We start from the raw sequence: 21,766 nt of genomic DNA, 5'->3' as shown, positions 1-21,766 counted from the left end.
GGTGCTCCTTGTCTCGGATCCAGCGCAGGCGCGCCTCACAAGGGCCGCGGCAGACACATCCAGCCGCAGCTCTCCCCCCCCTCATCTGCTTCACCTCGTCGAAGGCCGGCGGGGGCAGTTCCCGCAAGCACTGCCACACCAACGGGTTCCCGCCGTAGAGTACATACCGCTGCACGCCTCCCTGGGAGGTGCGCGGAACCTCATTGCCTCTCCAAGCGACGGCACAGCCGAGCAGAACGCACGACCCTCCCGAGGGATGTGGCGCAACCTCGGCCCAGTCTGCGCTCTGGAGATACAGTGTCCCGGTTCCTGCACAAGTTCGTCCTGCGCCGCGAAGTACTTCTCGGTACCTCGCGCGTAGTGGTCAGCGCGGTGACCCGTGCCCTGATCAGCGAACTCGTCAGCTGGCTCATCTGAGCCACGGTGACGGACCCCAAGGGGTCCGTCACCTCCTGTCTGCAGACGCCCCCCGGCGGAGGTGTCCCCCGCCATCCTAAGACGCCCTCCCCACCGACGCAGGGATGCTCCGATCGTGGGCGTGAGGGTGACCAAGACGGGCAGGTCCTCACCGCCGACGCGGGGGTGTTCCGGAAGACGAGCTGCCGACCGCCTAGGAGGCGGTGTCCTCCCCGCCGACGCGGGGGTGTTCCGCCGGCGCCGGTGATGAGGGTGCGGTGGCGCTTGTCCTCCCCGCCGACGCGGGGGTGTTCCAACCCTCGACGCGAACCGGGCCGTGCTCCTCAAGTCCTCCCCGCTGACGCGGGGGTGTTCCGCCGGGGATGGCTGTCCCGGGCGACGCCCAGTTGTCCTCCCCGCCGACGCGGGGGTGCTCCGCACACGACCCAGGCCGTTTCGGAGTTCACCCCGTCCTCCCTACCGCGCGGGGATGCTCCGACGGTGGGGAGCACGATGTACAGAAACGCCAAGTTGCCGGCCGACACCGGGATGCTCCGATCAGAGTGCTCGTGGCCGACGCTGGTACTCCCCGCCGACGCGGGGGTGCTCCGCCCTCGTTCAGAATCCGGGACTGCGGGTACAGGCGCTCCCGCCGACGCGGGGGTGTTCCCGGGTTCAGGCCGGTGCGCGGCACAGGTGCAAAGTCTTCCCTGCCAACGCGGGGGTGTCCCGACGCTGTCGATCGCGTGGAACCTGCGGCTGGCGTCCTCCCCGCCGACGAGGGGGTGTTCCGGCGATCCGGCCACGGGAGTCGGTGGTGATGGTGTCCTCCCCGCCGACGTGGGGGTGTTCCGTGCCGGTGGTGCGGGACGGTGTACGGGCCCGCGGTCCTCCCCGCCGACGTGGGGGTGTTCCGCCAGAAGAGGACTGATGAGACCCACCCTGCTCGTCCTCCCCGCCGACGTGGGAGTGTTCCGTGCTGGTCGAGCTGCGCGCCGGGCGCGCTCGCGTCCTCCCCGCCGACACGGGGGTGTTCCGTGTGCTTCGTGTATTCGCCAGGGTGGGGTCCGGTCCTCCCCGCCGACGTGGGGGTGTTCCGATCCTCGCCGGTGCCGTCGACGCAACGGCCCTGTCCTCCCCGCCGACGCGAGGGTGTCCCGATCCTGGCCGCGGCACGGTCTTGGGGCGTCCCGCCCTCCCCGCCAACGCGGGGGTATCCCGACCGCCGCCCACCGCCTCACGAATTGGGTCCCGCCCTCCCCGCCGACGCGGGGGTGTCCCGGCCACCGCAGGATGCGCGGTGCGGTTCTTGGTGTCCTCCCCGCCGACGTGGGGGTGTTCCGATGTTGCCGACGATCTCGGCGACGTTCTCGCCGCCCTGCCCGCCGACGCGGGGGTGTCCCGCCCGCGGTCGGCTACGTCGCTGCCGCGCCGGGGTCCTCCCCGCCGACGCGGGGGTATTCCGGTCAACGGCCACGACCACGGCTTTGACCCGCGGCCCTCCCCGCTGACGCGGGGGTGTTCCGACGCTCACGCTGCGGAACGCGCACACCATCGAGTCCTCCCCGCCGACGCAGGGGTGTTCCGTGACCGTGACCACCATCACGGGAACTGCGGAGGTCCTCCCCGCCGACGCGGGAGTGTTCCGCCGGGATCGCTGCACGACGCCATCGCCGCCCGGTTCTCCCCGCCGACGCGGGGGTGTTCCGACGGCCGGCTTGCGGACGGTGACGGTGTCGCCGTCCTCCCCGCCGACGCGGGGGTGTTCCGGTGGCCGCGTGATCGCCGCCCTGTACCTCGCGGTCCTCCCCGCCGACGCGGGGGTGTTCCAACGTCTCTTCGGTGATCGTGACGTGCGGAGCGTCCTCCCCGCCGATGCGGGGGTGTTCCGGCCTTGGCCGGCTTCTCCTCCTCGCCGACGCAGCGGCGATCCAGGAGTTGAGAGGATGGAGCCATGCCCAGCTCTGTCCTCCCCGCCGATACGGGGGTGTTCCGCTGAAGACGCGGTCCATCGCGACTCCTTTCTCGGCCCTCCCCGCCGACGCGGGGGTGTTCCGTCGGAGCAGGTGTCGGGCCGATGTCGGCTACGGTCCTCCCCCGTCCTCCCCGTCAGCGCGGGGATGTTCCGACGACCGGCCACAAGAACAACCGGCCCTGGCCGCTTCCCGCCGACAGGGGGTGTTCTGATCGTTCGGGACTCGACGTCGCGCTACGTCCGGTCCACCCCGCGGACGCGGGGGTGCTCCGCAGCTCGGGGCGTCGACCGGATGGACGCTCGGGTCCTCCCCGCCGACGCGGGGGTGTTCCGTGGCACATCCGGGCCCTGTTCCCGAAGACCAAGTCCTTCCCGTCGACGCGGGGGTGTTCCGATATGCCGAGCCCGGGCATCAGTTCGGTACGCCCCCCCCCGCTGACGCGGGGGTGTTCCGAGCGCGGCCACCTCGCCAGCCCGGAACCGGGTGGCTCCCCCTCGCGCGGGCCGGGCACGGCTGGAGCCGGCCTCCGCTGGTGGGTCGGCCGGGGACCGAGCGAGGAGGGGGAAGGCAGGGCGATGCGGCGTCCGATAGCGATCCTCTCCACGACTTCCCCCGCGTCGACGCGGACAGGCGTGGGCTGCCCCAGCGGCGAGGGTTGCTGTGGCAATGCCGGGATGCCTCTCCACTGTCGCCGACGGCCCAGACGGCGCCGGGGTAGGCCTTGTTGTGGACGCCTTCATCCATCAGGGTTTCGATGCGGTCGGTCGCGTACGTCATGGTCTCCCTGTTCGCAGTCAGCGTCCCATCGGCCAGCGTAGTGATGGGCTTGGGCCGCCGCCCCGTGCACGGCACGGCTTGGGACATCCTGATCAGGCCATCTGATGCAACTCCCCTCACTGCACAGGACCGTGGCCCTCTGCCGTGGGCTCACCGAGCTGACGGCGAACCCCGGCGCGGGACCTCTTCCCCTGTGTCGTGCCGACACAGGCCTGCGAGACGAGAAGCGGCTGCCGTCCCTAGAAGGGAGCCGACGTACCCGCGAGCGCTCAGCGGCACTCGACTCACGCCGTGGGTCAGTCGCGTCGGGCGGCTCCCTGTGGCCAAACGATGTCTACGGGAAGACCGGCTTCGCGTGCCTCCATGACGGTGTCTGCGCTGCCGCCCCCCTTGCCGCTCGGGGGCTGGCCATTCCACACAGCGACGAGTCGGTCTGCCCGCTTCAGCAGAGCCCGGTTGGCGTCCTCGTAGGCTGACCGGTTTGCCGTCTCGTGATCCAGCACGACTACCTCATTCGCGGCATTCAGGAGGCGGTCGAAGGTCTCAGCGTGGTCATGCTTGACCTTGTTCTGCCGGTAGTCCTTCGAGGGGATGACAACCACCAGCTGTCCGCCCAGCTCGAGAACGGTTTCGGCGAAGAGGGAGTCAGAGCCCTTGGCGATACAGGAGACACCCGTTAGATCTGCGGCGTACGGCTCAAGCGTCTCGCGCAGCGCGTCGCGCACCAAGGGCACGGTGGTATCCGTCAGGTCCATGTGCCCGGTCACGGCGATGGTGGTCACATTGCTCCTTCAACTCGACAGGGCTTCGCGGATCCTTTTCCGCGCTTCGCTGACGGTACGTGATGCCGACCGGCCCACGGTGTACGGGTACAGCTGCGCGAGCTGAGTACGGACTCGACTTGACTGTGTGCGAGCAGCCGCGTCCACCGATCGGTGCGTGTACTCGACCGCGCTTTTCAGATCCCCTGTGAGGAAGTGACATTCGGCGAGTCCGATCAGGTCCAGGGCGTGGCTGCGTCCTGCTTCGGCGCCGCGCTGGGTGAGAGCGCTTCGGATATGAGTTGCTGCGTCTTCGGCGTGCGACTGCGGGTCTTGACGGGCCATGTCGAGGAGTCGGCCGCCCGTCACGCCTGCGAGTTCGGATTTATCGAAGTAGGCAATCCAATAGGGCTCGTCGTCTGTGTCAGCTTCAGCGAGGGCTTCTGTAGCCTCCCCGGTGGCCCGTCGAAATGCCGCAGGCCGCCCCATGGCAGCGTATGCCCAGGCCTCTCGCGTGTGCAGCATGGCGCGGACACGTGCGACCGAATGCGAAATGCCCCTCTGTGCCAGGTGTACGAGTTCCAGCGCGTCCTGTGGGCGGTCTAGGTAAAGCATCTGCCGGGCCATTCCCGCGAGCACGTTCGCTCCGAATGCCCTGTCGCCGGCAGCATGCGCTGCACGCAGCGCCAGCATGTAGTAGTTCTGAGCTTGCTTCTGCTGTCCGGAGTCCCACGCCATCGTCGCGGCGATTCCCCCAAGGTGGGCCATCACCCCGAACAGTCCTCGCTCGACGGCTGGTGTCTGGTCGTCCTCCAGGTAGCCGGCCGCTTCGTTCAGCTGTCCGACGACCGCTTTGCGCCGCAGACCGCCTCCGAAGCGGTGGTCCCAGGCACGGAACGCGCGGGCCGTTGCCTCCAGTTCCTGCACCTCACGCAGACCGATTCGACCGCTCTGACGCTTCTGGTCGGTCCGGGGCGAGGGCTGGAGCCAATCCTCCAGGGAGTCGAGCAGGGGCGCACCAGACAGGGCGGCGTTCGCCAGCGTGCGCGTTGCAGTGCGACGGTCCATCACGAGATCGCTCCTGGTCAGGTCTGCGGCCAGATGCACCGTCGCTGTGGGACACCACGGGGCGTCGTCAGAGGCAGGTGCGGCCGGCGGCGGGTCCGGCGTGCCGGGCTCTTTCTCCCAGGGACGGTCGGCGAGACCGACCAGGCGGCCGGGGATACGGAGCCCGTCAGCGATGCGGCAGATCACGTCGAAGCTGGTGACCTGCTGCTGTCCGCTTATGATCGTAGAGACTTTGCCGGGTGTGAGCTGACAGGCCGCCGCGATGCGGTTCTGAGACAGGCCACCCCATTTCTTGATGAGAGAGAAGGCAGCGGCGAAGTCGTGCTCTTCCAGGGCTCGTTTCACGTCATCCCGTTCGAGGACTTCGCGCGCGAGCGGGCCGGGGGTGGTGGCGTCCATGGGGCCAACTTCCGCATTGATGGTAGGCGCTTCGTCGCGCCCTTACGGAACCAGCAACGAGTGTATTACCGCCTCGGTAACACTCGCCGGTCATCCCGCAGTTGGTCCCGACGAACGACTCTTGATGCAAAGCAAAGTGATCCCGGCGACCGCGCGAACGGCCCCGGGACGTGGCCAACGCTTCGAAGGAGCGTCGACGTTATGAAAGTTACCGCCCGCAGAACGCGCAGCGCCAGGACGACCCCCCACGTGCACCGAGTCACTCGGGGCAGCGCAGTCTCTGGGAAAGTGGGGCCCAGGTGAAGGCCACTCGTCTTGGGACATCTGCGCAGGCCCTCGCCCTGTGCCAGCGGCCCAGCCTCGACAAGCCTGCCGGACGAAGGACTGGCGCACTGCCCCATCGCAGAGGGGACGTAATGCAGGCGCACTTCAAGGTGACCACCCCGCGCAGCGGTCTACCGTTGCGGCGCGAGGACGCCTGCCAGGTCGGGGTCATGCGTCGGATCGCGGCGGCACGGCTTCGCCGCTGCGGTCTTGCGTCCATGACGGACGACGTAATGCTGATCCTTTCCGAGTTGGTGACCAATGCGCTGCAGCACAGCGGGGCTGCGGAGATCAGCCTGGCCATCACCGTCGATGACGAGACTCTGCATGTCCGGGTACGCGACGGCATGCCGAGTACCGGCGCTGTGCGCACTCCCGAGGAATGTGCAGAGTCGGGGCGGGGGCTGCTGCTCGTCGACGCTCTCGCGAAGGAGCGCAGCGGCGCGTGGGGTTTTGGCGATGCCGGGGCGGAAGCCTGGTGCTGTTTGCCGCTGCCCGGCGTGGGGCAGCGATGACCGCGTTAGTCATCCCATCGTGGACGCCGCCGCTGGAGTCATCAGAGCTGGCCGGTGTGCTGGCCAGGCTTCAGCAGTGGACACCGTTCGACGGTGATGCGGTGCTCGAGGACGTCGGAGTGGCGCTGGATGACGTCGCGCCGCGCGAGGAAGAAGTTGAGGCCTGTGCTGCGCGGCTGGACGGGCATCTGGCAAAGCTGGTGGACATCGCTGTCGCTTCCGGGGCCGGCCAGGAGGATGCGGATGCCGACCTGCTGGTTCGACGGGCCCAGGACGTGCGAAAGGTGCAGGTGTCGGACAGCTGCTGGTCGGCGGTGGCGCATTTGCGACGGCTGGCCTGGTCCGTCAACGAACTCCTCGACTACCTCGCCGCCACAGGCTGTATCAGGGAGGCGGCGTGATCACTCCCCCGCTGCCTCACAGCCCATTCCCCTCCCCGAGCAAGGTCCGCTCCGTGCGCATCCCGAGCAAGCCCGGCTTGATCCCCTTCATCACCCAGCGGCAGGGAGAGGAAGCCGCCCCCGACAACCTTCTCATTCACCTGCACGCCTCCGGACCGCGGCTGTACTACCGCGACGAGGACCCGAGGGACCGGCCCCTGCGGGGCATCCTGTGGGCACGGTGCAGCTTCAACCCCGTGGACGAGCAGCAGATGCCGACCGGTGAGCCGCAGTGGAAGCTCATGCACCCCTACCGGCAGATGCTCACGATGCGGACGCTGCGCTGCCAGGTCTGCGCCGAGCTGGCGCGTACCCGGCTCGGGTGGGTCTTCCTGGCCGGTCCGGGAGACGTGGGCCCTGCCCTATCGACGGTCGTGCTCAACCAGCCACCGGTCTGCGCCAGGCATGTCCGCGTCGCCGCAGCGCGCTGCCCCCACCTCACCAGGGACCCGGTGGTGTTCCTCGCACGCAGTGCTCCCCTGTTCGGGGTGCACGGCACCCTCTACGGCTTGAACGCCCGAGGTCACGTGCACGTCGTCGCCCAGCCCGATCATCCGCTGCCGTTCGGGCATCCGAACCTGCGCACCATGCTGGCGTCACAACTCATCCGCCGCCTCAGCACGTACCGGGTCCTCACCATCAATGAACTCACCCGGGAGCTGGCGGAGAGGCCGTAGGCCCTGCTCGGCGACCTGGTGTTCCCCAGCCAGGCCGCATCCAGCGGGCACAGCTCTCCTGCAGCATCCGCTTCCGCGCCCACTCGGGTGACAGGGAGTATGCCCACCGGCGGGGTGCGGGCCTCAGAAACGCATGACCCACCGTCCAGCTGGCCCCGGGCGCGTAGCCCGTGACTGGGGCGGGCCCTGAGGAGTCCACCGACTTTGCCATCACACAGGACCCGCCCCACTCCCGCCAAACGACTTGAAGAACAACGCGCTCGAACTGAGGGCGATCCCGTTCCTGCGCCTCCATCGCCTCCAGTCTTCCCCGCCGGCTCACGCGCGGTGAGGGATCCCGTACCACAACTGAAGTATCGAACGGACAGCACCAAGAGAAGAGGGGTCTCCACGTGCTCATCGACCTTTCGAGCGAACTCGAAGCGGCCCTGATCGGCCTTTCACTCCCGGCGTGGGAACTCGATGGCTCGTTTTTGGCCCGTACCACCATGATGCGGTACCGCACCGAGCTGATGGTCACGCCACAATTCGAGGAGACCGTCGCCACATTGCGTCACGCCCTGACCGCGGAGAACGGGGGCTACGCCGTGCTGCGCCTGGGTAACCTCTTCACGGCGCTGGGGAACGATGACGGCCGGTTTCTGCGAGTGTCGGCGGCCTTCGCCGCCGAAATCGCGACTCCCTTCTCGCCCTTCCCCAGGTGGCCGCTGTGGAAGGACATCGGGGTCAAGATCGGCAAGGACCCCGGCAAGTCCAGCGGCATCGGGTACAACGCCTTCCACATGGACCTGGTGAACGCAGGCCTCCCTCCGGACTACACCACGCTCCTGTGCGTGCGCCCCGACCCGCTTGGTGGTGGCCCCAGCATCCTGTCCGACGCCCACGCTGCGGTGGCGCGTCTGTCGGAGGAAAGCCGCGCCCTGCTGGCCGAGTCGGCCTACCACTATGGGACCTTCTTCGACTTGTTCGGAGTGGGCGAGGAGTACAAGCCGTTTCCGATCCTGGACGGCTCCGGTCCTGGCAGGGGGTTCGTCCGGTTCACCGCCAAGATGCTGGAGCGGTCCCAGCTCGGGCGGGCGCACGCCAACGCTGCCAGAGAACTGGCCGAGGAGCTGGTCAAGGGCCAGGTCTCCTTCATGCTCATGCCCGGGGACTACCTCATCGTCGACCAGCGCCGCTTTCTCCACGGACGGGAGGCGCTCCGCAGCGGTCAGGAGACTGTTCCGGAATCCGACCGGCGGCTGCTCCTCCAGCTGTTCCTGCGTGCAAGGTCCGACGAGAGCTTGGCCGCGTAGCCGGCCGAAGGCACACGGTGTCTCGCGAGTCCAGTGCGCCGTACAGCCTCCGAGGACGCGGCACGGTCACGAAACGGGCCTGGTGAGGCAGGTCCAAGGGTCGTGTAGGGTTCCGGGCCCGTGCACGAGGTCAGATGCGCGAGTTCCGCACCGACTGCCACACAGCGCCGGCCAGTGCCCGCGTCGCCCGTGGGATCGACAGGTGCTCATGCTCGCGGTACAGAGTCCAGTTGTACTGCACGAGCGACAGCTTGTTGGAGGACAGGGATCCCGCTTGGTGGGCCCTGTACACCGCGAGCGGTTCATCCAGGCCTCGGGCGTCAGCGCCGTCCCGCATGATCGACAGCCACAGAGCGTAGTCCTGGCGCTTGCGCATCTCCGGCATCAGCCGTGTGCCCAGAACCCTGCGGTCGTACATGGCGGTCAGGGCACCGATGTGGTCCCGGACCAGCATCGCGCGGTAGTCCACGTGCTGCCGTGCGCGGATCACCCGCCCGTTGGAGACCCAGTCAGTACTCTCGCCGTCGTAGTCGGCGTCCATTTTGAAGTACGAGGTGAATGTCAACGGCGCATGGCCTTCTGCGGCGAAGGCGAGTTGCTTCTCGGTCTTCTCCGGGAGCCACATGTCGTCCGAGTCGAGGAAGGCGACGTAGTCCCCGCGGGCCCGCTCGATGGCGAGGTTGCGGGCCCGGCCCGCACCGCCCCGCGTAGGCGAGGACTGGGGCAGCACTCGCTCGTCCTGGGCGGCGAACTCACGCAGCAGGTCCATGGAGCCATCGGAGGACTGGTCGTCGGTGACCAGCAGCTCCAGGTCGCTGTGGGTCTGCGTGAGTACCGAACGGACGGCCGCGCCGAGGGTGGCCGCCGAGTTGTAGACGGGCATCACGACAGACACCAGGGGCACAGCACATCTCCTTGTCAGATCAGGAACGACGGTCCATTCAAGCACCGCAACCGAGTAGGAGCTGAAATGCAGGTAGTCGTCGCTGGTCAGGGTTACGTAGGGCTTCCGCTGGCGGTCCGCGCGGCGGAGGTGGGGCATCGCGTGATCGGCTATGACGTGGACGCGGACCGTGTCCGGCAGCTCACCGCCGGCCAGTCCGTCATCGAGGACGTGTCCTCAGCACGGCTGCGCGCCGTGCTGGAGTCCGCTGCGTACTCCGCGACCACCGACGATGCGGGGCTGGCCGGCTTCGACACCGCGGTGATCACCGTGCCGACCCCACTGCGGGACAACGTGCCCGACCTGACCTACCTCGAAGCTTGCGCGCTGACCCTGGGCGCGCACCTCCGCGTCGGCGGGACCGTAGTCCTGGAGTCCACGACCTACCCCGGCTGTACCGAGGAACTGCTGCTGCCGATCCTGGAGAAGGCATCAGGCCTGCGGGCGGGGATGGGCTTTCTGGCCGGGTTCAGCCCCGAACGCATCGCTCCGGGCAACAAGCGCTGGTCGTTCGACGGCACACCGAAAATCGTGTCCGGGATCGACGCCACGTCGCTCCACGAGATCAAGAGGTTCTACGACGGCATCTTCCAGACCACGGTCCCCGTATCCGGACCCAAGGTCGCCGAGTTGGCGAAGCTGCTGGAGAACACCTTCCGGCTGGTCAACATCTCACTCGTAAACGAGTTGGCAACGTTGGCGGCACCCCTCGGAGTGAACATCTGGGAGGCGATCGACGCCGCCGCGACCAAGCCCTTCGGCTTCACTCGATTCACCCCCGGGCCAGGAGCCGGCGGGCACTGCCTGCCCGTCGATCCGCTGTTCCTCTCGTGGAAGGTCGAGCAGGAACTGGGAGTCCCGTTCAGGCTCGTAAAACTCGCCGACGACGTCAACCGGCACATGCCCGACTACGTCGTCCAGCGCGTCGTAGACGGCTTGCGCAGACGCGGCCTGCCCATCGAGGGGTCGCGCGTCCTGCTGCTCGGTCTGACCTACAAGTACAACGCCACCGACCTGCGAAACTCCCCTTCAGCGCGGGTTGCCGAACTTCTCACCGGCCTCGGCGCCGATGTCTACGGCGCCGACCCGATCGTGCCGGAGGACGACATCAGCAAGCTGAACGTGCCCCGGGTCGATGCGAACCCGCAGGAAGTGGCAGCGGCTGATGCCGTGGTGCTCCTCATGGACCACACCCGATTCGACCTCACCATGATCGAGAAGGACGCACCGTACGTGCTCGACTGCCGCAATCGGCTGTCCGGAACCAACGTCGAGACGCTGTAAACCCCCGTATTTCCCCGGGTCCCGCTACCCCTTCAACCATCAGGAGTCCCCTTTTGCGCCACGAATGGGAGCACGCCCACACGGACTACAGCAAGCCCTCGCAGCGCCCGGCTCCCGCGTCGCTGGCCGAAAGTGAGGACAACTGGCGCCGCTATCTGGAGGATGACACCCCCAACGGATGGCTGATTCGGCACAACGCGATGACCGAAGCGCTCGTCAGCGGCCGGCCCCTGTACCTGCTGCACACCACCAAGGACATCACCGCCATCCGTGCCAGCAGGGAACTGCACGTCTCCACCGGATGCCTGGTCGGAGCCCTGTACTGCTCTCCGCTCTCACGCCGGCGCCAGGGATGGCGTCCGCACAATCTCGGCGCCTACCTGATGCACACGAAACCCGACACCACGCCCATGATCTTCGAGGTCACCCCAGACGCTCCGATCCCTACCAAGGGGGTGGACTATCTGCACCTCGGCCCCATCCACCTGCGCACCTACCTGCGCTATCAGAGCTTTCTCACCCGGTCCGAGACCGACCAGCTTGACGATGCCGTGCAGGCCGGGCTGCGCGCTGCGGCCGTGTTCCTCGACGTGGCCCTGCGCAACGCTACAGGCCGGGCCACGACAGCTACCGAGTTCATCGACCAGTTGGCCACTGCCGTACCCGCTGTGCCCTTCCTCGGCTACCTGTACTTCGAGGTGCTGTCCGAGTACCTGATGCTCCACTCCACGAGTGAGGAGACCAAGAACTGCGCCCAGGTCGGGGAACTGAACAACTGGCTGTACAAGCGCCTCGCGTTCGCCGCCGTGGACGGCATGCACGAATTGTTCGACCTCGCCCGCTTCCATCCGCGCCACCAGCAGCTCATTCAGCTCATCGACGGCATCGAACCGGCGCTGGCCCCACAAGTCGCCGAGTACGTGCGACGACGGCTGTCCCACCTGTTCGCCCGTACCGCGCTGCACCCATCTCAGGACCCGGCATCGGCGACCTTCCAGGACACGGATCTCAGCACACTCCGGCACGTCGCGCCGGGACTGATCGGACATATGATCTTCCGCGAGATCCGGTACATGCCGCGCTATCACAGGCTCTACCACTGCTTCGAGAAAGCCAAGGCGCTCGAAGCATGGGACTACTGGAACAGCGAACGCATCCCCACCCCTTTCAACGGCTTCCTCCCCAAGGGCGAGATCGGGATACAGCCCCTCTACCCCCGAGCGTCCGTCAGAGCGTGGACAGCCAAACAGGACGGCAAAGGACTCCTGCACCCAGTCCAAGAGGTCAACGCCGTCCTCACGCCGCACCTGGCAGCGTGGTGGGCTCCACCCCGCCACCGCGAACGGAAGACCACCATCTCCCGGGCCACGGCGGACCGTGATGTCCCGTCCTCGCTCCCTACCCACCCTGCCAAGAGGGTCTCCGCATGACCGCGGAACCCCTGTCCATCCTCACCGGCATCAACCGCCCGTGCGAGCCTTCGTCCGGAAGCCTGATCCTCGTCAACGACCTCTACCGCGCCATGCCCGAAACCCGCACGGCCTACCTCGGCCGGACGCCGTTCGATCAGACCTGGAAGGACACGTTCGATCACCTGATCCCCCTTTCCACGACCAAACGCCCCCAGGGCCCCGGCTTCGACGACTACGTCGACGAGCTGACGCGCGAGGTAGCAACGCTCATCCAGCAGGTCAAACCGAACGCCATCCACGCCCAGAACGTCGGGTTCGCCCTCAGCCTCGCGCTCAGCCGCACCGCCGGCAGCATCCCGGTCATCTCCATCGCTCACGGCACCGAGGTGATGGCGGCCGAGCGCAACCCGGCCGAACACGCGGCCGTACGCGAAGTGGCCGCCGCCAGCGCCGCGATCGTCGCCCCCACCTCAGACCTTGCCGAACGCATCGACCACCTGACAGGGCGCCGGTACACCGACCGCATCACCGTCATCCCCTGGGGCATCCGCCTAGCCGACGCCCAGCAGCGCGACCGGCCGTCCGCAGACGCCGGCCCGTTGTCCCTGGCCCACGCCGGACGCCTGGACGACAACAAGTCCACGATCACGGCCATCGAAGCCATCGCCCTCACTGAACAACCCCACCGTCTGACCGTGATCGGCAAAGGACCCCTGCGCAAGCACCTGGAACACAGAACTGCCGAACTTGGCCTGCAAGACCGGGTCCGCTTCGAGAGACACCTGCCACGCGTTGAACTGTGGAGTCTCCTACCGACCTTCGACGCCTTCGTGTTCACCACCAAAGGTCTGGAGGCATTCGGGCTGGTTCTCGTCGAGGCCCAAGCCCACGGACTCCCGGTCGTCTACTCCGATCTCCCTGGTGTGAGGCACCTCCTCGGAGGCGCCGGCGCCCCCTACACTCCCGGCGACCCCCGCTCCCTGGCCACGGCCCTGGACGAAATGAGCCGGAACCTTCACCAGCGAACGGCCGCGTCCAAGGCAGCTCTCCACAACGCACGCCGGTACGACATCACCACCACCGGACGCCTGCTCCACGAACTGACACTCCGCGTTACAAACAGCTGAGACACATCTAGCAGGGCGGCCTGGCCTGCTCAGCCCGGTGGGGCCAACCGTTGACGGCCGGCACCAGCCGACCCCAGTTCGGTCACCATCACCTGGGCAAGCACCGCACCTTTCGATCGGAGCACTCCCGCAGGCGCGGAGCCGACCCGTGGATGCGTGCGCTGCCGCCCGGCTACTCTGATCCTCCCCGCGGAGGCGGGGTCGACGAACCGTAAACGACGACGCTCACTGAGCGGCCGCCGGTGTTCGTACGGCGCTGCCTCCGGCTGCCGGTTGCAGCAGCGCGCCCTTATGAGCTGACCCTCCCGTCGGGACCACCCCCGCGGGCGTGGGGAGCAGACCGACGGCGACGATGGCCTCGCTGGCATCCGGGGATCAACCCCGCGCGTGCGGGGAGCAGGCGGCTTGACCTGGGAGTCTTTGGACCGCGAGGACGCTCTTCAGTGACTTGTACAGATTTCGACAGCATGTGCGGCGTGCAGGGGCGCAGGGAGCACGACTCCGACGTCGAGCCGGCGCACATGGCCAGGAGACCCCTCTGGGGAGTGGGAAGCAGTCGAGCGCTGCGTTAACTCCGGTTGGTGTACTCAGGCGAGGTCCAGGACGCGGATCGCCTGGCTGCTCCACCGACCCGGATCCGTGGTGGCGACGATCGCCCCGTCGGGGCGGTCGGGAGTGGGCTGTGCGGCGTGCAGGCCTTGTGCCTTGCCACGGCCAGAACAGCAGCGAGGTCCAGGTCGAGGACGGTGATGCCGGGCAGGGATGCCAGATGTTCCGCCGTGCCGGGCAGGGCTCGGTCGGCTTCCACCAACGCACATGCCGGGGCGTAGAGGAACCAGCCGGCTTCGGCGTGAGCGCGGTGGATGAGGCGGGAAGCAAGGACGTTGCCCTGGCCGGCCGCGGTCATCGCGGTGTCGTCCAGGACGATGTGCATGGCGTCGCTCACCGGCCGGTCACCCGGGCCAGACGGCGGTCCAGCTCGCTGTCGAGGTCCCGCTCCTGATCGGCGGTGGGAGTGTAGCCGTTCCACTCCTTGAGCGCGGCCCGCGCCTTTTCGGCCCTCTCAGCCCGCTCGGCTGCTGTCAGCAGGGTCTGCGCGAGCGCGCCAGGTACGCGCGAAGCGACAGCCCCTCCGCAGCGGCTATGACAGCGAGCCGATTCTTGGCTTCCGCGAGGATGCGAACGTCGGCATCAGTCATCGTAGTGCTCCTTCCCACCCCCGCGGTACGGGTACGTACCCGTACCGCGGATGCAAGGGTCGCTTGCCACGCAAGCCCGGATGGCCGCCGTGGAGGCGTCCCTGCCGACTCGATGTCGCGGACGCCGCGCACCAGCAGCCGGTCGGTGGGGCTGCGCGCACCACCCTTACATATCGGTGCAATTTCGATGAATTTAGGGTGGTCGGTTTTCCCGCGAGGGGTGGCGGAGGGTGGCGCTCTTTCGATTCGTGTGACGAGATGTCCGACCCCTTCATTGAATTGCAGGGTCGCAGGCGGTCCGTATTCCTTGAGGGTGGAGGCAGCCTGCAGGGGGCCGCGAGGGGACGGCTCGGTCTTATCCGTGGGCGGCGTCACGCCGTCCGATAATTCCTGAGAGGGGGGCACGCAGTGGACCCGTCTGTGCGTGCTGACCTGTGGTGATGAGCAACATTTTGCGAGAGGCGGGGCCCGAGTACCTCGCGGGGCTGCTGGTCCTGGCCACCGGGGCCTTGACCGGCACGCTTGTGCGCGCCCTGCGGCGCCGAACGACTGACCGCCAGCAGGCGGATCACACGCGCTCGGACGACTGATTCCTGTTTTCGCACCGACATGGGATGGAGAGTTCATGCCGTCACGAAAAAGTGTCGTCCGAGGGACGACAAAAAGCGTCGTCAGTAAGACGACAGAGTCACGACCGATTGAAGAATACAGCCGTGAAGCGGCCTGGCAGCATTTACACACTCCGCCGGAGCATGACCCCAGCGAGTGGGAAGGCGAACTGGCCCGCGTGACCAGTGAGTTCTCCGTAGCTGACCGCGATCTGACGAGCATCGCCGCGAAATATGACCTAGTGGTGCAGCGCGCCCGCTACCGCGATACGGGTATGGACGAAACCAGCGTGCTCGCCGCGCTCCTGGTCATCCGTACGCTGCGCGACAAGCTGGAAGCCGACGAACGCAGGCTCATCAGTACCGCCCGGAGCCTCAAGGTCACCTGGGGCAGGATCGGGAACGCTCTGGAGCTCAAGAGCCGGCAGGCAGCCGAGCGCCGATTCCTGCAGCTGCGTGATGACCTCGAGGATGTCGCCGGTGACGTCCTCACCCAGGCCGAGCGCGTCGAAGTGGCCCGTGCCCGGCGTGACCGCCGCACCGAGTACACGTGGGCCGCGAGCCATGCCACACCGATCATCTCGCTGGCCCTGCGGCTGCACGCCGTGTCCGGCCTGCAACAGCGCGCGGACAACTCGCCCGCCGCTCTTGCCGCCTATCAGCGGGCGGCCAACGGTGCGGTCTTCGAGGGCCGCCCCGCCCCGCCGCCCGCGCGGATGCCGTGGCCTGCGCGCCTGCATGAGGCGGTACAGACCTACCGCAACCACCAGCAGGCCGACCGGGAGTACCGGATGCGGGCGGTGATACCCGGCCCGCAGGAGGACACCCGGCCACCAGTGGGCCTGCTCGCGCCGGTGGCCTTCGACCGCCTTGTGCACGACATGTTCGGTCTGATCGGCCACGCCCTGGACATCGACTTGCGAGACCACACCGACATCGTCGAGGACGTGCAGACCCTCTACGACGAGGCCGGCACCGCGTCCCCCCGCGCTCTGGAGAAGTGAGCACGCGGGCACGTGCGCGTCAGGTCGCGGTGGCCTGCCGAATCCGAGGAGGATGCGCAGGTCGCCGCGGTCCCCGCCGCGCACACCGGGGCGGGCTTCGGTGATCGGCTTCGATCCCGCCGCTGGTCGGCGCGTTGCGGCGCGGGCGCGGTTCGGGCCGCCTTGGTGGAGCCGTTTCAAGATGGCCTCGCTGGCCGTCTCTCGCTGGGCCACGGCCAAGGGGGCGGGTGGCGGAGTCCTGGTGTGTCAGTCGGCCGTTGTGGTGTGCGGGGCTTCGGCGAACGCTGCGCGGTCGTCGATGACAATGCGGACGGGTTTGCCCTCCCCGTCGCTGCTGGGACGGGTGATGATCTCTTGCACCGCGGTAGTGATCTTCTGCTGGATGTGGTCTGCGATGGCTTGCGTGACCGGGTTGGCCGCGCTCCGCGCGATGTGGTTCAGGCTGGTGATGGCGGCGACGAGGCTGGGGCCGGAGAAGCGGACACTGACGAAGCCTTCGTGGTCGTCGACCTTGCCCGGGATGTGGAAGTGCTGCTCGTTGCCTGCGGTCTGGATGAGGAACGCCCAGGTGTCGCGATGGGCTTCGACTACGGCGTGGGCGATGCCGGCCGCCGCTCGCAGGACAGCCGGGTCAGGACGGGTCGGATCCGCCTCGGTCTCCGACTCACCTACCGCGCCTGATACGGGGTCAGGATCCGGGCCCGGGCCGGGCTGGCTCGACGGTTCGGGGTCCGCGGCGGGAGCTGTCTCGGGCGCGGCCGTGGGTTGGCTTGTGGTGGCGCGGAGCTGCCCATCGATCTGGGTGACAGCGCTTCGGAGAGCGACGATCTCGTTGCTGACCTGGGTGAGCGGACCGCCGACGAGGTCGGTAGTACGGGCCATGGCGTCACGGGCGACGGACCGGATGTCGGCGAGGCCAGAGTTGATGGCGGCGGCGGTGTCGTGGCGGATCTGGTCAAGGGTGTGCTGCTGGTCGGCCACCTGCTGCTTGATGGCCGCGATCTCGGTGGCCAGTCTGGTGAGCTGGTCGAGGATCTGCTTGAGCTGAGCCCTATCGCCGCTACCGAATGGCACGGTTCCCCCCTCATGCGTACGAGTGACCTGAATAGGGTGGAGTGGGTGCAACTACCCGACAAGGATGCGAACCGGCCACTGGATTCGGGTCGCGAACGGCGGTCTACAGGGCGGGGATCCGCGACCAGTAGGTCGCCGTCTCTCGGACCTCGGCGAGTGCCCCTGCGTCGAGCAGCACGTCGCGCAGTACGGCGCCTGGCTGTAGCCGACCGCGGCGTGGTCAAGGGCATCGAGGCGCTCGAGGCCTGCGCACCGACCGAGTCGACCTCAGCTGCACTGGACTTTAATGCGTGGCTGGACGACCAACGCCAGCCGCAACCCGGCCTTCGAAGTCGACGCTCGCTGCGACGAGTGGTAACGCGACACCGTCCACGCCTACTGGGGGCGGGGCGGGCAGGAAGCTCCTTTCCTCCCCGCCCCCAGCACACGACATGTCCCCCGGTTCCGGGCGCTGGAGCGGAGGACCTGACCGGCCGGAACATCCCTGCAGGCGCGGGGGCGACGTGGGCGGCGCCGCGCATCTCACCCGCGAAGCCGGGACGGCGCCACTCGGCGTCCGCCGCGCCCGGATGGCTTCCCGCCTGCTCTTGGAACTCACTTTCACCCGCCCGGCCTTGACGGACGGGGAACCTGGCCCAGTAGCCGCAGTGCACGGTATGCGGCGCGCCGGGCCGGCGTGTGCGCGCACAGCATTATGACGCAGGCCACACCCTCCCTATGTTCACGGCGCTTACATCGCACCTTAATGTTGGCACTGCATACACCGTGAGTGATCGAGACGGAAGAGGGAACCGGAATGACCAGCGAGCTGTTCTCCCCGCTGCTCCTACGTTCCGGGCAGGTGCTCGCCAACCGGATTGGGAAGGCAGCCATGGAGGAGAATATGGCCGACGGCGGCCAGGTGCCCGGCAAGCAGATCCTCACCCTTTACCGACGCTGGGCCGAAGGGGGTGCCGGTCTCCTGATCACCGGCAACGTCATGGTCCATGCCGAGGCACTGACGGCACCCTCCGGGGTCGTCCTCGACGCACATTCCCCCCTCAAGCCGTTCGCCGAGTGGGCGAAGGTGGGCAAGTCGGGCGGCGGCTCGATGTGGATGCAGATCAACCACCCCGGCCGCCAAGTGCCTTCCGGCATGCCCGGCGTCGTATGGGGCCCCTCAGACATCGGTGTCAACCTGGGCAGGCACAGCAAGCGTTTCGGCCGTCCGACCGCCATGACCCCCCAGCAGATCGACGACACTGTGACCCGGTTCGTCGTCACGGCCCATCGCGCCGAGAAGGCCGGATTCGACGGTGTCGAGATCCACGCCGCGCACGGATACCTGCTGTCGCAGTTCCTCTCGCCGCTGGTCAACAGGCGCACCGATCGATGGGGCGGCTCCCTTCAGAACCGGGCCAGAATGCTGCTGGACATCGTGCAGGCAGTCCGTGCCGCCGTCTCACCGTCCTTCGCGGTCGCGGTGAAACTGAACTCCGCCGACTTCCAGCGCGGCGGATTCGACACCGATGATGCCCGCCAGGTGATCGAAATGCTCGAACCCCTCGGCGTCGACCTCGTCGAACTGTCCGGTGGCAGCTACGAAAGTCCGGCGATGACCGGCCGCCCCGCTGATGAGAGCACCCAAGCCCGCGAGGCGTACTTCCTCGATCTCGCCAAGACCCTGGTCAAGAGGGGCCCTGTCCCACTGATGCTCACGGGCGGCATCACCCAGCGATACTCCGCCGAGCGTGTCCTCGACAGCGGCGTGGCGGTGGTCGGCATGGGCACCGCTCTGACTCTCATCCCCGATCTCCCCCATCTATGGAGGAACCAGCGCGAGGCAGATCGTTCGATGAAGCCGGTCACCTGGTCGGACAAGGCCCTCGCTTCGGCTGCCAGCATGGCAAGAGTCCGGCAGCAGATGCGCCGTCTCGCTCGTGGACGCCAGACTAATCCGGATGCGAACGCGGCGATCGCTCTGATCTCCGAACGGCGCAAGCAGCGCAAGGCCCTTCGTACTTACCGCTCCTGGCTGTCCGCGGAACGCAGCACCACCGGCCGGTAGGCCTGTTGCCTGTCCTACCCGCGGACGGCGGGGCAGAGCACCTCGTTCGTGGAGTCCCTCCCCCGACTGGTGCGCCGGCTGCCCGCCACACCAGCAGGTCCGGTGACCGCGGTGGGGAGAGCAGACCGGCAAAGGAGGGTCCTGTCCGTCGTGTGGGCCGGGACCCTGTCCTCGTGGTCGGGACGCTGGTCTTTACATCCTCGAGGATTAGCAGTCCCGGTCAGTGACCTCGTGGGTGCGCGGGTACGGGCGGACGTGTTGGGCAAACGGGGAGTCGCGGCGCCCATATCGGAGGCAACGGAAGGGCGTCACGAGTCGGGCGGCGACTCCCTTGTTGTCGGTTGCCGTGGCGATGGCCGGGACCGAATCCCCGTGAGCCCTGCGGGCTCCCCGGGGCCGATGTTGGTATCGAAGGATCGATCCCGGCAGGGTTCAGCCGAGGAGTTCGGTGATGCCCTCCTCATAGGAGGTAACGGTGAAGTCGGGAAAGCGAGTCGCGAACTTCGCTGCGTCGAAGATGTTGTCACCGCGGTAGCGCGGCAGCAGTTCCTGAACCTCTCCGAGCGGCCCGATGAAGCGACCTCCGAGGTTGAATACGGCCAGTGGTAGCACGCTGTATCGGATACGGCGACCAGTGACCTGTTCGGCCACGCCGATCATCTCGGCGTAGGTGAGGCGGTGTGGATCGACGGGCAGGTGCCAGGTCTGACCGTAGGCGTCCGGGGTGTTGCCGACGAGCGCCATAGCCCGGCTGGCGTCAGGCGTCCAGATGAGGGACCGGACGGTCTTCGCGCTGACGGGGACGAAGGGGCGCTTGCCCGCTCTGATCCGGTCGAAGACGAGTGAGTTCGTCAGGCTCTTGGTCTTTCCCGGACCGTAGAACTCCGGAGCCCGGCAGATGACGGCATCGACCGATCCTGCGGCCATCGCGTCGAGCAGCATCGTCGCGATCTGTGCACGGACGCGACCCTTGCGTCCGTTCGGTTCGAAAGCGGTCGACTCGGTCTGGGGGGCGGGCGTACCGGGGTACATGTACGTGTTGTCGAAGAACACGAGCTTGGCGCCGTACTTCGCGCAGGCGTCGATGACGTTGCGCATCATGGCGGGGAACTTCTGCTCCCACACTTGTGAATCCATGGGCAGGCCCACGGTGAGGTATGCGATTTCGCTGCCTTCTACGGCCCGGGCCGTGGCCTCGGGGTCCGTCAGGTCAGCCTTGATGAGCTGATCGGTGTCGTGGATCTTCGTGGGGTTACGGCTGACCAGCCGGATGTCGTGTGTGAATCTGCGGTACAGCTCGCGGGCCAGTTCTTCGCCGATCGGCCCGTTGGCGCCCAGTACGGTCTGCATGGAACTCATCACTCTTTCTTGTCTACTTGAGGCCAGGAAGGCGCTTGAGGATCTTCAGGTCCGCCGAAACGACGCTGGGATAGGGCGCGGGGTCTACTCCGTCGGACGCTCCGCCCGGAACCACGCGCTCGACGGCGATGGTCTGGGACTCGCTGTACTTCAACATGCCGTCGACCGAACCCCACGCTGCGGCGTAGGCGTCGTTGACGTTGACGGTTCCGGCCTGCAGGCGTGCCGCGTACCCGCCGTCCTCGGCGCGCGTCACCGGTCCAGACACTGAAGTTCAGGCCGTATTCGCTGTCGTTGGCCTTGGCAATTGCCTTTTCCTCGTCGGCTACGCGATGTATGGAGACGAGGGGTCCGAAAGTCTCGTGCGCGTACACCTCCATCGTGCCGTCGACACCGGTGGGAATCGTCGGCTCGCAGAAGAAGGGACCGAGGACCGGGCGGCGCATGCCCCAGGCCAGGACCGTGGCTCCCTTGGACTTCGCGTCCTCGACGTGGCGGATTACGGGATCCAGCTGCTTCTGGGAGACCAGCGCGGCCACTGTCCGCCCGACCGCGGTGGATCCGGTGAACATGAGAAAGTCGCAGTTCTCGATGATGGGCAGGCTGAGTTCGGCACCGGCTCCTGTGACGACCTGGACCAGCCCGGGCTGCATACCGGCTTCTTCAAGCAGGTCGACGGCCCACAGGGCGGAGAAGGGAGTCTGTGCGTCGGGTTTGGTCAGGATGGCGTTCCCAGCAACGATCGCCGGCAAGGCGTCGCTGATTCCGAGGGTCAGGGGGTAGTTCCACGGCGAGATGACTCCGACGAGACCCTTGGGGTGGTGCAGCTCGCAGACCCTGGTCAGGCCTGGCTGTGCTCCCTGCCGCCTCTTCGGGCGTAGGTACTCCTGTGCGGTGTTCGCGCAGTACCGCGCGTTGAGAGCGACGTCCATGATCTCCTCGAACGCATGACGGCGTGCCTTGCTGTTCTCGAGCTGGATCAGGTCCAGGACCTCGTCCTGGCGGTCGATGACGAGGTGGTGGGAGCGCCGCAGCACAGCAGCGCGTTCTCGGACTGGACGGGCTGCCCATGCCTTCTGAA

15 protein-coding genes and 2 pseudogenes are annotated in these 21,766 nt (G+C 67.4%); 9 read left to right on the top strand and 8 right to left on the bottom strand.

All coding sequences use genetic code 11. From position 1 onward, the window contains the following. Positions 1 to 3,445: 3,445 nt before the first annotated feature. Complete coding sequence (locus ACLIN4_RS35810) at positions 3,446 to 3,931, bottom strand: hypothetical protein (RefSeq protein WP_386766431.1); 486 nt, start codon at positions 3,929 to 3,931, stop codon at positions 3,446 to 3,448. A gap of 9 nt (positions 3,932 to 3,940) precedes the next feature. After that, positions 3,941 to 5,377 carry a helix-turn-helix domain-containing protein gene (locus tag ACLIN4_RS35805; protein WP_411576694.1) on the bottom strand — a complete coding sequence of 479 codons (1,437 nt, stop codon included), beginning with the start codon at positions 5,375 to 5,377 and terminating at the stop codon, positions 3,941 to 3,943. A gap of 416 nt (positions 5,378 to 5,793) precedes the next feature. Between ACLIN4_RS35805 and ACLIN4_RS35800 the strand changes: the two genes are divergently transcribed. From ACLIN4_RS35800 to ACLIN4_RS35785, 4 genes are all read left to right on the top strand, one after another. Further along, entirely contained in the window at positions 5,794 to 6,216 is a 423-nt protein-coding gene (locus ACLIN4_RS35800) for an ATP-binding protein (protein WP_388091532.1), read from the top strand. Further along, the gene (locus ACLIN4_RS35795; protein ID WP_411576693.1) at positions 6,213 to 6,617 is read left to right on the top strand and encodes a DUF6415 family natural product biosynthesis protein; all 405 of its coding nucleotides are present in this window, start codon (positions 6,213 to 6,215) and stop codon (positions 6,615 to 6,617) included. Before ACLIN4_RS35800 ends, ACLIN4_RS35795 begins: the two co-directional genes overlap by 4 nt. A gap of 53 nt (positions 6,618 to 6,670) precedes the next feature. After that, positions 6,671 to 7,333: a hypothetical protein gene (locus ACLIN4_RS35790; protein WP_388091531.1), complete on the top strand. Its 663-nt coding sequence runs from the start codon at positions 6,671 to 6,673 to the stop codon at positions 7,331 to 7,333. A gap of 392 nt (positions 7,334 to 7,725) precedes the next feature. Then, on the top strand, positions 7,726 to 8,628 hold the full coding sequence (locus ACLIN4_RS35785) for a TauD/TfdA family dioxygenase (protein ID WP_388091530.1): 903 nt from the start codon (positions 7,726 to 7,728) through the stop codon (positions 8,626 to 8,628). 130 nt (positions 8,629 to 8,758) lie between these two features. On the opposite strand, the gene ACLIN4_RS35780 is transcribed toward ACLIN4_RS35785, so the two are convergent. Next, the gene (locus ACLIN4_RS35780; RefSeq protein WP_386766443.1) at positions 8,759 to 9,532 is read right to left on the bottom strand and encodes a glycosyltransferase family 2 protein; all 774 of its coding nucleotides are present in this window, start codon (positions 9,530 to 9,532) and stop codon (positions 8,759 to 8,761) included. A 66-nt stretch (positions 9,533 to 9,598) separates the two neighbouring features. Here ACLIN4_RS35780 and ACLIN4_RS35775 point away from each other — a divergent pair, with 66 nt between their 5' ends. From ACLIN4_RS35775 to ACLIN4_RS35765, 3 genes are read left to right on the top strand one after another with little or no spacing between them, the layout of a single operon-like run. Further along, entirely contained in the window at positions 9,599 to 10,855 is a 1,257-nt protein-coding gene (locus ACLIN4_RS35775) for a nucleotide sugar dehydrogenase (protein ID WP_411576692.1), read from the top strand. Between the two features lie 53 nt (positions 10,856 to 10,908). Further along, complete coding sequence (locus ACLIN4_RS35770; protein WP_411576691.1) at positions 10,909 to 12,285, top strand: hypothetical protein; 1,377 nt, start codon at positions 10,909 to 10,911, stop codon at positions 12,283 to 12,285. Then, the gene (locus ACLIN4_RS35765) at positions 12,282 to 13,394 is read left to right on the top strand and encodes a glycosyltransferase family 4 protein (RefSeq protein ID WP_411576690.1); all 1,113 of its coding nucleotides are present in this window, start codon (positions 12,282 to 12,284) and stop codon (positions 13,392 to 13,394) included. The genes ACLIN4_RS35770 and ACLIN4_RS35765 overlap by 4 nt, the downstream gene beginning before the upstream one ends. Before the next feature lie 587 nt (positions 13,395 to 13,981). On the opposite strand, the pseudogene ACLIN4_RS35760 reads toward ACLIN4_RS35765, so the two are convergent. Both ACLIN4_RS35760 and ACLIN4_RS35755 read right to left on the bottom strand, forming a co-directional pair. After that, a pseudogene (locus ACLIN4_RS35760) lies at positions 13,982 to 14,328 on the bottom strand (hypothetical protein). Positions 14,329 to 14,336: 8 nt separating this feature from the next. Next, positions 14,337 to 14,593 (bottom strand): annotated as a pseudogene (locus tag ACLIN4_RS35755) (hypothetical protein). 625 nt (positions 14,594 to 15,218) lie between these two features. Here ACLIN4_RS35755 and ACLIN4_RS35750 point away from each other — a divergent pair. Continuing rightward, positions 15,219 to 16,205, top strand: a complete 987-nt coding sequence (locus ACLIN4_RS35750) for a hypothetical protein (protein ID WP_411576689.1) — start codon at positions 15,219 to 15,221, stop codon at positions 16,203 to 16,205. 246 nt (positions 16,206 to 16,451) lie between these two features. On the opposite strand, the gene ACLIN4_RS35745 is transcribed toward ACLIN4_RS35750, so the two are convergent. Beyond that, the gene (locus ACLIN4_RS35745; RefSeq protein WP_411576688.1) at positions 16,452 to 17,279 is read right to left on the bottom strand and encodes a hypothetical protein; all 828 of its coding nucleotides are present in this window, start codon (positions 17,277 to 17,279) and stop codon (positions 16,452 to 16,454) included. A 796-nt stretch (positions 17,280 to 18,075) separates the two neighbouring features. Here ACLIN4_RS35745 and ACLIN4_RS35740 point away from each other — a divergent pair. Beyond that, positions 18,076 to 19,326 carry an NADH:flavin oxidoreductase/NADH oxidase family protein gene (locus ACLIN4_RS35740; RefSeq protein WP_411576687.1) on the top strand — a complete coding sequence of 417 codons (1,251 nt, stop codon included), beginning with the start codon at positions 18,076 to 18,078 and terminating at the stop codon, positions 19,324 to 19,326. 432 nt (positions 19,327 to 19,758) lie between these two features. Here ACLIN4_RS35740 and ACLIN4_RS35735 read toward each other — a convergent pair whose 3' ends face one another. Both ACLIN4_RS35735 and ACLIN4_RS35730 read right to left on the bottom strand, forming a co-directional pair. Next, positions 19,759 to 20,676, bottom strand: coding sequence for an NAD-dependent epimerase/dehydratase family protein (locus ACLIN4_RS35735; RefSeq protein WP_411576686.1), 918 nt, complete (start codon positions 20,674 to 20,676; stop codon positions 19,759 to 19,761). 8 nt (positions 20,677 to 20,684) lie between these two features. After that, positions 20,685 to 21,722, bottom strand: coding sequence for an aldehyde dehydrogenase family protein (locus ACLIN4_RS35730; RefSeq protein ID WP_411576685.1), 1,038 nt, complete (start codon positions 21,720 to 21,722; stop codon positions 20,685 to 20,687). Between the last annotated feature and the right edge of the window lie 44 nt (positions 21,723 to 21,766).

The organism is Streptomyces mutabilis (genome assembly GCF_046628145.1).
Lineage (GTDB): Bacteria > Actinomycetota > Actinomycetes > Streptomycetales > Streptomycetaceae > Streptomyces > Streptomyces mutabilis.
This window is presented reverse-complemented; position numbering and strand designations above follow the sequence as displayed.